Consider the following 11,878-nt stretch of genomic DNA (forward strand, 5'->3'; position numbering starts at 1 on the left):
CCACAGGGCCTCCCGCTGGGATGCATTCGCTGCTAGCTTCGAAATCTCACCTAACAAACGTTTGGTGGAAAGATAGCCGAAGGTAGCTGATGTGCCCATGGGTGTCTCCACTTCGAACCCGGAAAAGGGGATCGCCGTCGTCACGGCCGACTTCCCGCCGGTGAACGCGCTGCCGGTGCGGGGCTGGTTCGACCTGGCCGACGCCGTCCGCGCGGCGGGCCGTGACCCCGGGACCCGCTGTGTCGTGCTGACGGCCGAGGGCCGCGGTTTCAACGCGGGCGTGGACATCAAGGAGATACAGCGGGACACCACCGGCCGGACGCAAGGTCATGGCGTGCTCATCGGCGCGAACCGCGGCTGCTTCGAGGCGTTCGCGGCGGTGTACGAGTGCGAGGTCCCGGTGGTCGCGGCGGTGCAGGGCTTCTGTCTGGGCGGCGGTATAGGTCTCGTCGGCAACGCGGACGCGATCGTGGCGAGCGACGACGCGACTTTCGGGCTGCCCGAGCTGGACCGCGGGGCGCTCGGCGCGGCCACGCATCTGGCCCGTCTGGTGCCGCAGCACCTGATGCGCGTCCTGTACTACACCTCGCGCACCGCGACCGCGGCCGAGCTGCACGCGCACGGCTCGGTGTGGCAGGTCGTGCCGCGCGCCGGACTGCGCGCGGCCGCCCTGGAGCTGGCCCGTGAGATCGCCGCGAAGGACGGCCGTCTCCTGCGGCTCGCCAAGGCCGCCATCAATGGCATCGATCCCGTCGACGTGCACCGCAGTTACCGCTTCGAGCAGGGCTTCACTTTCGAGGCCGGCCTCAGCGGCGTGGCCGACGACGTCCGCGACACCTTCGGCAGGTCCGGCGAGTCCGGCAGGTTCGGCGAGTCCGGCAGGTTCGGCGAGTCCGGCAGGTTCGGCGAGTCCGGCAAGGAGGCCACTCAGTGAGCGACAAGACCATGTCGGCCCAGGAAGCCGTGGGCCGCCTGGAGAGCGGTATGACGATCGGCATCGGCGGCTGGGGCTCACGCCGCAAACCCATGGCACTGGTGAGAGCACTGCTCCGGACCGAGATCACCGATCTCACCATCGTCTCCTACGGCGGCCCGGATGTGGGGCTGCTCGCCGCCGCCGGACGGATTCGCAAGCTGGTGACCGCGTTCGTGACCCTGGACTCGATCCCGCTGGAACCGAACTACCGCGCGGCCCGCGAAAGCGGTGCCTTCGAGCTGATGGAGGTCGACGAGGCGATGTTCATGTGGGGACTGCGCGCCGCCGCGAACCGGCTGCCCTTCCTGCCGGTGCGCGCCGGGCTCGGCTCGGACGTGATGCGGGTCAATTCCGGGCTGCGAACGGTCACTTCGCCGTACGTCGATGAACTCTCCGGCGTCAGAGAGGAGTTCGTCGCCATGCCCGCCCTGCGGCTGGACGCGGCCCTGGTCCACATGAACCGCGCGGACCGGCTGGGCAACGGCCAGTACCTGGGCCCGGACCCGTACTTCGACGACCTGTTCTGCGAGGCGGCCGACGCGGCGTACGTCTCCTGTGAGCGGGTCGTCGACACAGCGGAGCTGACCAAGGAGGCCGCGCCGCAGACCCTGCTGCTCATGCGGTCGAGCGTGACGGGTGTCGTCGAGGCGCCGAACGGCGCGCACTTCACGTCCTGCGCGCCGGACCACGACCGCGACGAGGCCTTCCAGAAGCTGTACGCGACCACGCCGTACGCCGAGTTCGCCGAGCGGTTCCTCGGCGGCGACGAACACGCCTACCAGAGTGCCGTCCAGGCCTGGCAGAAGGAGCGGCACCTGTGAGCCCGACCCTGGCCGAGTACTGCGTGATCGCCTGCGCCGAGGCCTGGCGGGGCAACGGCGAGGTGCTCGCCAGTCCCATGGGCCTGATCCCGTCCATCGGCGCCCGTCTCGCCAAGCGCACCTTCTCCCCCGAGCTGCTGCTGACCGACGGCGAGGCGATGCTCGTCGGGCTCGACGGGACACCGGAGGGCTGGCTGCCGTACCGCCGGCACCTGACGACGGTGACCGGCGGGCGCCGGCACGTGATGATGGGCGCGAGCCAGATCGACCGCTTCGGCAACCAGAACATCTCGTGCGTCGGCGACTGGAACAGGCCAGAGCGCCAACTGCTCGGCGTGCGCGGCGCACCGGTCAACACCCTCAACAACCCGACCAGTTACTGGATCCCGAAGCACTCCACGCGCGTGTTCGTCGAGAAGGTCGACATGGTGTGCGGGGTGGGGTACGACCGTGCCGCCGCCGCGGGCCCCAGCGCCACCCGTTTCCACCGCATCCCGCGCGTGGTGACCGACCTCGGCGTCCTGGACTTCGCCACCCCCGACCACTCGATGCGCCTCGCCTCCGTGCACCCGGGCGTCACCGTGGAGCGGGTCAGGGAGGCGACGGGCTTCGAGCTGCACGTGCCCGCCGAGGTGCCGTTCACCCGCGAACCGACCCCGGCGGAGCTGGAGTTGATCCGCGAGGTCATCGACCCGAAGGGCACGCGGGAGCGCGAGGTGTCCGCCGCGTCGTCCGGCACCGGGGCCACCAGGGCCGGGGAGCGCTGATGGACACGGCGCTCACCCGGCTGGTCGGCGTCCGCCACCCGATCGTGCAGACCGGCATGGGCTGGGTGGCGGGGCCCCGCCTGGTCTCCGCGACGGCGAACGCGGGCGCGCTGGGCATCCTGGCCTCGGCGACGATGACTCTCGACCAACTGCGGGACGCCGTACGGGAGGTCGGGTCCCGCACGGACGCGCCGTTCGGTGTGAATCTGCGGGCCGATGCCGGGGACGCGGGCGACCGGGTGCGGATCATCATCGACGAAGGCGTACGCGTGGCGTCCTTCGCGCTCGCCCCTTCCCGTCGGCTGATCGCCGAGCTGAAGGACGCGGGCGTGGTCGTCATCCCCTCCGTCGGGGCACGCCGGCACGCCGAGAAGGTGGCCGCCTGGGGCGCCGACGCGGTGATCGTGCAGGGCGGCGAGGGCGGCGGGCACACCGGCGAGGTGGCGACGACGGTGCTGCTGCCGCAGGTGGTGGACGCGGTCGGCATCCCGGTCGTGGCGGCGGGCGGTTTCCATGACGGGCGGGGCCTGGTGGCCGCGCTGGCGTTCGGCGCGGCGGGCGTCGCCATGGGCACGCGGTTCCTGTTGACCTCCGACTCGACGGTCCCCGACGCGGTGAAGGCGCGGTATCTGGCGGCGACGGTCAGGGACGTCACGGTCACGACGGCCGTAGACGGCCTTCCGCACCGCATGCTGCGTACGGACTTCGTCAACTCACTGGAGAAGTCCGGCGGGACGAGAGCGCTCGCCCACGCCGTTCGCCGGGCGGCCGGACTGCGGAAGACATCCGGGCTCTCCTGGCGCGCCATGATCCGCGACGGACTCGCGATGAAGCACGGCAGAAACCTGTCCTGGAGCCAGGTCCTCCTCGCCGCAAATACCCCCATGCTCCTCAGATCCGCGATGGTGGACGGCCGGACCGACCTCGGAGTGATGTCCGCCGGGCAGGTCGCCGGGGTGCTGGACGACCTGCCTTCGTGCGCGGAGCTGGTGGACCGGGTGATGGCCGAGGCCGCGGCGACATTGAAGTGCCTGGAGCTGCTCAGAGCCGCTCGATGATCGTCACGTTCGCCTGGCCGCCGCCCTCGCACATGGTCTGGAGCCCGAACCGCCCGCCGGTGCGCTCCAGTTCGTGCAGCAGGGTCGTCATCAGTTTTACGCCGGTGGCGCCCAGTGGGTGGCCGAGGGCGATCGCGCCGCCGTTGACGTTGACCTTCGCCGGGTCGGCGCCGGTCTCCTTGAGCCAGGCGAGGACGACCGGGGCGAAGGCCTCGTTGATCTCGACGAGGTCGATCTCGCCGATGGACATGCCGGTCTTCTTGAGGGCGTGGGCGGTGGCCGGGATGGGAGCGGTCAGCATCCGGATGGGGTCCTCGCCGCGTACGGAGAGGTGGTGCACGCGGGCGCGGGGCGTCAGCCCGTGTTCCCGTACGGCCCGCTCGGAGGCGAGCAGCATCGCGGCGGCGCCGTCGGAGACCTGGGAGGAGCAGGCGGCGGTGACGGTACCGCCGTCGATGACGGGCTTCAGGCCCGCCATCTTCTCCAGCGAGGTGTCCCGGCGCGGGCCCTCGTCGACCGTGACCTCCCCGTACGCCGCGGTCTCGCGCGCGAAGCGGCCCTCGTCGATGGCACGGACCGCCCGCTGGTGGGAGCGGAGGGCGAACTCCTCCTGGTCGAGGCGGCTGATGCCCCATTTGGCGGCGATCAGCTCGGCGCCGTGGAACTGGTTGACGGGCCGGTCGCCGTAGCGCTCCCGCCAGCCCTCGCTGCCCGCGAAGGGGCCCTGCGTCAGGCCGAGCGGTTCGGTGGCCTGGCGGGAGGCGAAGGCGATGGGTATCTGGCTCATGTTCTGGACGCCGCCCGCGACCACCAGGTCCTGGGTGCCGGACAGGACGCCCTGGGCGGCGAAGTGCACGGCCTGCTGGGAGGACCCGCACTGCCGGTCGACGGTGACCCCCGGCACCTCCTCGGGCAGCCCGGCCGCCAGCCAGGCGGTGCGGGCGATGTCCCCGGCCTGCGGCCCGACCGCGTCCAGGCATCCGAAGACGACGTCCTCGACGGCCGCCGGGTCCACGCCCGACCGCTCGACCAACGCGCCCAGGACATGCGCGCCGAGGTCGGCCGGATGGACGCCGCTCAGGCCTCCCCCGCGCCGCCCGACAGGCGTACGGACCGCTTCGACGATGTAGGCCTCGGCCATGACAACTCCCTCAGGAACTCACGGACATGGGACTTACGGACGTGGAACTGACGGACATGGGGCTTACCGACGTGGAGCTCACAGACATGCGACTCAGGGACATGGGACGCACGGCCGGGGAGCTCACGGACAGGTGGTTACTCGCGCACGGAGATCCCGTCGAGGACCATCGACAGGTACTGCCGGGCGATCTCCTCCGGGCTGTGGTGACCACCGGGCCGGTACCAGGACGCGGCGACCCACACGGTGTCGCGCACGAACCGGTAGGTGAGCCGGATGTCGAGGTCGGCCCGGAAGACCTCGGCGGCGACACCGCGCTCCAGCGTGCTCAGCCACGCCTTCTCGAAGTTGCGCTGCGACTCGGCCAGGAACGCGAACCGCTGCTGCGCGGCGAGGTGCCTGGACTCCTTCTGGTAGATCGCGACGGCTGCGCGGTGCCGGTCGATCTCCCGGAAGGACTCGGTGACCAGGGCCTCCAGGGTTTCCCGGGGGCCCAGTTCGGCGTCCAGGACGGTGTCGTACCCGCCCCAGAGCTCGTCGAGGAAGGTCCGCAGGATCTCCTCCAGCATCGATTCCTTGGAGTCGAAGTGGTAGTAGAGACTGCCCGCGAGCATTCCGGCCTGGTCCGCGATCTTGCGGACGGTGGTGGCGTTGTAGCCCTGCTCGGCGAAGACCTCGGCGGCCGTGTCGAGCAGTTCGCGGCGCCGCTCGGGTGAAGCGGTCACCTGGGGCTTCTTCTTGGTAGGCACGGGTTCATTGTGGTCCCGTGGCCCGCGTATCCACGCATGCCGGCCGCCTCACTTCTAAGGGTGCTGGCTGCTGACGGACACGACTTCTCCGGTCAGGTACGAGGAGTAGCCGGACGCCAGGAACACGATCACGTTGGCCACCTCCCAGGGCTCGGCGTACCGCCCGTACGCCTCGCGAGCAGTCAGCTCCGCGAGCAAGTCCGGCGTGGTCACCTTCGCCAGGTGCGGGTGCATGGCGAGGCTCGGCGACACGGCGTTGACCCGCACTCCGTACGCGGCGGCCTCGATGGCCGCGCAGCGGGTGAGGGCCATGACCCCGGCCTTCGCGGCGGCGTAGTGCGCCTGCCCGGCCTGGGCCCGCCAGCCGACGACGGAGGCGTTGTTGACGACGACTCCGCCGCCGCCCTGCTCCTTGAGTATCCGCAGGGCTGCCCGCGTGCACCGGAACGTGCCGTTCAGCGTCACGTCGAGCACCTTCGACCACTGCTCGTCGGTCATGTCGACGAGGGGCGAAGTGCCGCCGAGACCGGCGTTGTTGACAACTATGTCCAAGCCTCCGTGCAGCTCGCGAGCCGTGTCGAAGAGGGCTTGAACCTGGTCCTCGCGGGTGACGTCGCAGGGCAGCGAGGCGACACTCCCGGCACCGAAGAGCTCGCCCAGTGCCTCGGCGCTCTCCTTGAGCCGCCGCGCATGCGCGTCGCCGATCAGTACCCGAGCGCCCTCTTCGAGGAACCTGCGCACGGTCGCCCCACCTATCCCGGCACCCGCGGCGGCGGTGATGACAGCCGTACGCCCCTTCAGCAGCCCGTGCCCGGATACGTACGCCGGACTCTCGACGTCGCTCATGGCTCCACGCTAACCTACCAAACACTTGTTAGGGAAGGTTGTCGCCGAAAGGTGCTGACGGAAAGTACTCCCGAAAAGCGCTGCCGAAGGGTGCCGCCGATGGATCTCGTCCACTCCCCCGCCGCCGATTCCTTCCGCGCCGAGGCCCGGGCCTGGCTGGCCACCCACGTGCCGCCCGTCCCCCTCCTCTCCCTGGAGACCGAGGAGGGCTTCGCCGCCCACCGCGCATGGGAGGCCGAACTCGCCGCGGACCGCTGGTCGGTGGTGTCGTGGCCGACGGAGTACGGCGGCCGTGGCGTGGACATCATGCGGTGGCTGGTCTTCGAGGAGGAGTACTACGCGGCGGGCGCGCCCGGCCGGGTCAGCCAGAACGGCATCAATCTGCTGGCCCCCGCGCTCTTCGCCTACGGAACGCAGCAGCAATGCGCGCGCATACTGCCGTCGATGGCCACGGGCGAGACGATCTGGGCGCAGGCGTGGTCCGAGCCCGAGGCGGGTTCCGACCTGGCCTCGCTCACCTCCCGCGCGGTGCGCACGGACGGGGGCTGGCTGCTGAGCGGGCAGAAGACATGGTCGTCACGGGCCGCGTTCGCCGACCGCGCCTTCGGCCTCTTCCGCAGCGAACCGGGCACTCCTGAGCGCCACCAGGGCCTCACCTACCTGATGTTCGACCTGCGCGCGCCGGGCGTGACGGTCCGCCCGATCGGTCGTCTGGACGGCAAACCGGCCTTCGCCGAACTCTTCCTCGACTCCGTCTTCGTCCCCGACAAGGACGTGATCGGGGAGGTGGGTCAGGGCTGGCGGGTCGCCATGTCGACAGCGGGCAACGAACGCGGTCTGACGCTCCGCTCACCGGGCCGCTTCCTGGCCGCCGCCGACCGGCTGGTTGCCCTGTGGCGCAGCCACGCCGACCCCACGGACACGGCGCTGCGCGACCGGGTGGCCGACGCGGTGATCGGCGCCCGCGCGTACCAGCTCTTCACCTACGCGGGCGCTTCCCGTTTCGCCGCCGGCGAGCCGATCGGCCCGGAGTCCAGCCTGAACAAGGTCTTCTGGTCCGAGTACGACATCGCGCTGCATGAGACGGCACTCGATCTGCTGGGCCCGGAGGGCGAGTTGGCGGACACCGACTGGGCCGAGGGCTATGTCTTCTCCCTCGCCGGACCTCTCTACGCCGGCACCAACGAGATCCAGCGCGACATCATCGCCGAGCGCCTCCTCGGCCTCCCGAAGGGCCGCCGCTGATGCGCTTCCTCCTCTCCCCCGAGCAGCGCGCCTTCGCCCACTCCCTGAACGGGCTGCTGACGGCGGCGGACACACCGACGGTCATCCGCGCCTGGGCCAGGGGTGACCGCGCCCCCGGCCGCGCCCTGTGGTCCCGCCTCGCCGACGCGGGCGTCTTCGCGCCGGCGATACCGGAGGCGTACGAGGGCATGGGCCCCCTCCCCGTGGAACTGGCCGTCGCCTTCGTCGAGTTGGGCCGCCACGGAGTCCCGGGCCCGCTGGCGGAGACAGTCGCCGCGGCTGCCCTGCTCACCGAACTCGGCGAACTCGGCGAACTCGGCGAGCAGGCGCCCGGTGAACCGGCTCTCGGTGAATCGAGGCTCGGTGAACCAGCGCTCGGAGCATCGGCGCTCGGAGCTTCGTACCCCGCCAAGCGTCTGCTGCCGCTGCTCGCCTCGGGCCAGGCACTGGCGACAGTCGCCTTGCCGGGCGGCGGACCGTTCGTCCTGGACGCCGAAGCGGCGGAGCTGCACCTGGCGGTACGAGACACCGGCGCGCACCCGGAACTCCACCTGACGACACCGGACAACGCCGCGCGCCCGGAACCCCACGTGACGACACCGCACACCCCCACACACCCAGAACCCCACCCGCCGACAAGGACCACCGCCACGGAAATCCCCCGCCCCTCCCTCGACCCCGCCCGCCGTCTAAGCCTCCCCCTCCCCCTCCCCCGCCCCGGTGGCGAACTCCTCGCCGCCGGTCCCCAGGTGACGCGTGCCGCCGCCCAGGCCCTGATCTGGGCCCGGCTCGCCACGGCCGCCCAAGCGCTCGGTGTGGGACTCGCCCTTCTCGACAGGACGGTGGAGTACGTCAAGCAGCGCACCCAGTTCGGCGTTCCCGTCGGCTCGTTCCAGGCCGTCAAGCACCAGCTCGCGGACGCGAAGATCGCCCTGGAGTTCGCGCGGCCCCTGCTCTTCGGGGCGGCGCTGTCCATGGAGCCGGCGGACGTCGCCGCGGCCAAGGTCACGGCCGGTGAGGCGGCGTACGCCACCGCCCGTACGGCGCTCCAGTTGCACGGCGCGGTCGGCTACACGGCCGAGTACGACCTGTCCCTCTGGCTCACCAAGGCCCGTGCCCTGCGCACCGCGTGGGGCAGTCCGGCCGAGTGCAGGGCCGAAGTGCTCGGCGCCCTCAGTGGTGGTGATCCTCGCTCGTGAGCTCCCGGTACTCCTCCACCGTCGGCTTCGGGATGTGCGTGCCCGGCCCGTACATGGAGCGGGCGAGTCGCGTGCGCAGCCGGTGGGAGCGGCTGACGCGGCGGGCGACACCGTTCGCGTCGACGAGCGGACCCACGTCGTACGGCGGCGCCTGCTCGTGCTGGGTGAGCGCGAACAGCTGTTCCTGCGTGAGCGGTTCGTGGACCTCGACGAACTCGCCGTGCGGAAGCCGCTTGATGACGCCGGACTCCCGTCCGTGCAGCACCTTGTCGCGGTCCCGGCGCTGCAGCCCCAGGCAGATCCGCCGCGTGACGACGAAGGCGAGCACCGGCAGGGCGAAGAAGGCGATCCGCACGAACCACGTGATCGAGTTGATCGACAGGTGCAGATGCGTGGCCACGATGTCGTTGCCACCGCCGATCAGCAGCACCCCGTACAGACTCAGCCAGGCCACGCCGAGTCCCGTGCGGGTGGGCACGTTGCGCGGCCGGTCCAGCAGGTGGTGTTCGCGTTTGTCCCCGGTGATCCAGGCCTCGACGAACGGGTAGACGAGGATGGCCATCATGACCAGCGGGAAGAGCATGAAGGGGATGAAGACGCCCAACGCGAGTGTGTGGCCCCAGGCGTTGATCTCCCATCCCGGCATCACCCGGATCAGTCCCTCTGAGAAGCCGAGGTACCAGTCGGGCTGCGCGCCGGTCGTCACCAGGTCCGGGCGGTAGGGACCGAAGGCCCAGACGGGGTTGATCGTTGCGACCGCCCCCATCATCGCCAGCGCCCCGAAGACGAGGAAGAAGAAGCCGCCCGCCTTGGCCATGTAGACCGGCATGAACGGCATCCCGACGACGGATTTCTCGTCCCGTCCGGGGCCGGGGTACTGCGTGTGCTTGTGGTGGAAGACCAGGATCACATGGACGACCACCAGGCCCAGCATGATCCCGGGCAGCAGGAGTACGTGGATCGGGAAGAACCGCGGGATGATGTCATGGCCCGGGAACTCCCCTCCGAAGAGGAAGAACGAGAGGTACGTCCCCACCACCGGGATCGACAGGATGGCGCCCTGTGCGAAGCGGACGCCGGTGCCGGAGAGCAGGTCGTCGGGGAGTGAGTAGCCGGTCAGTCCGGTGATGAGGCCGAGCATCAACAGGGTCCAGCCGAACACCCAGTTGATCTCGCGCGGCTTGCGGAACGCGCCGGTGAAGAACACCCGCATCATGTGCACGAGCATTCCGGCGACGAACACGAGGGCCGCCCAGTGGTGGATCTGCCGGATCAGCAGTCCGCCGCGTACGTCGAAGCTGATGTCGAGCGTGGACTCATACGCGCGCGTCATGATGACGCCTTTCAGCGGTTCGTACGAGCCGTTGTAGACGACCTCGACCCCGCTGGGCTCGAAGAACAGCGTGAGGTAGACCCCGGTGAGGATCAGGATGAGGAAGCTGTAGAGGCAGACCTCGCCCAGCATGAACGACCAGTGGTCGGGAAAGACCTTGCGCAGATTGTTCTTGGCCTGCGCGTACACCCCGAGCCGCCCATCGGCCCAGTCCGCGAACCGCTCTCCCCTGCCGCCCTCGGCGGACCGTCCGGGCGGCGAGGTGCCGGCTCTCCGCCCGTTCCCCGAAGTCCCCGCACCGCGCCCGGAGTCGATGTCTCGCGCGTCATCCATATGCCGCTCCTCGGCTCACTCCAGGGTGACACGACGTCCCGGCGAAGCCAACGGGCCGTCACGAGTCGAGCAAGGAGACCAGCGAGGCCCGCTTCTCCGCCAACTCCGTCATCCTGGCGTCGAGTTCGCACAGCCGCCCGCGCAGGCGGTCGGCCATACAGTCGCCGACGGTCGTGCCGTCGTTCTCGACGCAGGGCAGCACCTCGCGGATGACGCGCGTGGGCAGCCCTGCGTCCAGGAGCAGCCGGATGCCGCGTACGGCGGTGGGCGCATCGGCATCGTACGAGCGATGCCCGCCGGGCGTACGCCGCGAGTCGAGGAGTCCCTGCTCCTCGTAGTAGCGCAGCAGCCGCACGCTGACGCCCGTCCTGACCGACAGCTCGCCGATCCTCATGCCTGCACCGCCCATGCCCATGTGATGCCCCTCACATCCTCTTGAACCTCACATCCATGTGAGCTCCTAGCGTCACGGTCATGACGAAAACCGCGACGAACACCTCGTCCAACACAACGTTCACCCTCGGCGGCGATCTTCCCGTCCGGCGGATCGGCTACGGCACGATGCGCCTTGCCGACGGTCCCGGCGATCCGACCGGAGGCGAGGCCCACATCTGGCGCGCGCCCGCCGACCGCGACGGCGCGATCGCCGTGCTGCGGCGAGCGGTCGACCTCGGCGTCACGCTCTTCGACACGGCGGACGCCTACGCGCTCGGGGCCGGCGAGGAACTGGTGGCCGAGGCCCTGAGGCCGTATGCGGGCGAGGTGGCCGTCGCCACCAAGGTGGGCGTGGCCCGGCCCTCTCCCACGGAGTGGGTACCGCTCGGCCACCCCGCCTATCTGCGTCAGCAGGCCGAACTCTCCCTGCGCCGGCTGCGCGTCGACCGCATCGACCTGCTCCAACTGCACCGCATCGACCCCGACTACCCCCTCGCCGAACAGATCGGCGCCCTGAAGCAGCTCCAGGACGAGGGCAAGGTCCGGCACATCGGCCTCTCCGAGGTCACGGTCGAGCAGATCGAGGAGGCCACGGCGGTCGCGCCCGTCGCGAGCGTGCAGAACCTCTACAACCTGGCCGCGCGGGACCATGACGCCGTACTCGACCACGCCACCGCGCAGGGAATCGCCTTCCTGCCCTTCTTCCCCATCGCGATGGGCGAGCACGCGGCGCCGGGCAGCCCGGTCGCCGAAGTGGCACGTGAACTGGACGCGAGCCCGGCGCAGACGGCCCTCGCCTGGCTGCTGCACCGCGCCCCCAACGTGATCCCCATCCCCGGTACGACCTCACTGGCACACCTGGAGGAGAACCTCGGCGCTCATCAAGTCACCCTCTCCGAGAGCCAGTTCGCCCGCCTCTCGCAGAACACGGCACCCGCCGCCACGGCGTAGGACCGACCACGGCGGTACGGCCCC

General features: G+C 70.4%; 12 protein-coding genes. 7 read left to right on the top strand and 5 right to left on the bottom strand.

The genetic code is table 11. The features are described 5' to 3' along the window. Positions 1–97 precede the first annotated feature (97 nt). From ACFYPC_RS18300 to ACFYPC_RS18315, 4 genes are read left to right on the top strand one after another with little or no spacing between them, the layout of a single operon-like run. Positions 98–934, top strand: coding sequence for an enoyl-CoA hydratase family protein (locus tag ACFYPC_RS18300; RefSeq protein ID WP_388676944.1), 837 nt, complete (start codon positions 98–100; stop codon positions 932–934). Then, a complete protein-coding gene (locus tag ACFYPC_RS18305) occupies positions 931–1,797 on the top strand; it encodes a CoA transferase subunit A (RefSeq protein ID WP_388676947.1) in 867 nt (288 codons plus the stop codon). Before ACFYPC_RS18300 ends, ACFYPC_RS18305 begins: the two co-directional genes overlap by 4 nt. After that, entirely contained in the window at positions 1,794–2,564 is a 771-nt protein-coding gene (locus tag ACFYPC_RS18310) for a CoA-transferase subunit beta (protein WP_388676950.1), read from the top strand. Before ACFYPC_RS18305 ends, ACFYPC_RS18310 begins: the two co-directional genes overlap by 4 nt. Continuing rightward, a complete protein-coding gene (locus ACFYPC_RS18315; RefSeq protein ID WP_388676954.1) occupies positions 2,564–3,622 on the top strand; it encodes an NAD(P)H-dependent flavin oxidoreductase in 1,059 nt (352 codons plus the stop codon). Before ACFYPC_RS18310 ends, ACFYPC_RS18315 begins: the two co-directional genes overlap by 1 nt. Here ACFYPC_RS18315 and ACFYPC_RS18320 read toward each other — a convergent pair. The 3 genes from ACFYPC_RS18320 to ACFYPC_RS18330 all read right to left on the bottom strand — a co-directional run bounded on the left by ACFYPC_RS18320 (position 3,606) and on the right by ACFYPC_RS18330 (position 6,358). Further along, positions 3,606–4,763: an acetyl-CoA C-acetyltransferase gene (locus ACFYPC_RS18320; RefSeq protein WP_388676957.1), complete on the bottom strand. Its 1,158-nt coding sequence runs from the start codon at positions 4,761–4,763 to the stop codon at positions 3,606–3,608. The two genes, ACFYPC_RS18315 and ACFYPC_RS18320, sit on opposite strands and share 17 nt — an antisense overlap. A gap of 137 nt (positions 4,764–4,900) precedes the next feature. Further along, positions 4,901–5,512 carry a TetR/AcrR family transcriptional regulator gene (locus tag ACFYPC_RS18325; protein ID WP_388676959.1) on the bottom strand — a complete coding sequence of 204 codons (612 nt, stop codon included), beginning with the start codon at positions 5,510–5,512 and terminating at the stop codon, positions 4,901–4,903. Positions 5,513–5,566: 54 nt separating this feature from the next. After that, complete coding sequence (locus ACFYPC_RS18330; RefSeq protein ID WP_388676961.1) at positions 5,567–6,358, bottom strand: SDR family oxidoreductase; 792 nt, start codon at positions 6,356–6,358, stop codon at positions 5,567–5,569. A 99-nt stretch (positions 6,359–6,457) separates the two neighbouring features. On the opposite strand from ACFYPC_RS18330, the gene ACFYPC_RS18335 reads away from it, so the two are divergent. Both ACFYPC_RS18335 and ACFYPC_RS18340 read left to right on the top strand, forming a co-directional pair. Next, on the top strand, positions 6,458–7,603 hold the full coding sequence (locus ACFYPC_RS18335; RefSeq protein ID WP_388676963.1) for an acyl-CoA dehydrogenase family protein: 1,146 nt from the start codon (positions 6,458–6,460) through the stop codon (positions 7,601–7,603). Beyond that, positions 7,603–8,802 (top strand): acyl-CoA dehydrogenase family protein, encoded by a 1,200-nt coding sequence (locus ACFYPC_RS18340; RefSeq protein WP_388676967.1) that lies wholly within the window; start codon positions 7,603–7,605, stop codon positions 8,800–8,802. Before ACFYPC_RS18335 ends, ACFYPC_RS18340 begins: the two co-directional genes overlap by 1 nt. Here ACFYPC_RS18340 and ACFYPC_RS18345 read toward each other — a convergent pair. Both ACFYPC_RS18345 and ACFYPC_RS18350 read right to left on the bottom strand, forming a co-directional pair. After that, the gene (locus ACFYPC_RS18345; RefSeq protein WP_388676969.1) at positions 8,777–10,468 is read right to left on the bottom strand and encodes a cytochrome bc complex cytochrome b subunit; all 1,692 of its coding nucleotides are present in this window, start codon (positions 10,466–10,468) and stop codon (positions 8,777–8,779) included. The two genes, ACFYPC_RS18340 and ACFYPC_RS18345, sit on opposite strands and share 26 nt — an antisense overlap. A 58-nt stretch (positions 10,469–10,526) precedes the next feature. Then, positions 10,527–10,862, bottom strand: a complete 336-nt coding sequence (locus tag ACFYPC_RS18350; RefSeq protein ID WP_388676972.1) for a MerR family transcriptional regulator — start codon at positions 10,860–10,862, stop codon at positions 10,527–10,529. An 80-nt stretch (positions 10,863–10,942) separates the two neighbouring features. Between ACFYPC_RS18350 and ACFYPC_RS18355 the strand changes: the two genes are divergently transcribed. Then, positions 10,943–11,854 carry an aldo/keto reductase gene (locus ACFYPC_RS18355; RefSeq protein ID WP_388676974.1) on the top strand — a complete coding sequence of 304 codons (912 nt, stop codon included), beginning with the start codon at positions 10,943–10,945 and terminating at the stop codon, positions 11,852–11,854. The last annotated feature ends 24 nt before the right edge of the window (positions 11,855–11,878 follow it).

It is taken from the genome of Streptomyces sp. NPDC005808, from assembly GCF_042871385.1.
In the GTDB taxonomy this organism is placed as follows: Bacteria; Actinomycetota; Actinomycetes; order Streptomycetales; family Streptomycetaceae; genus Streptomyces.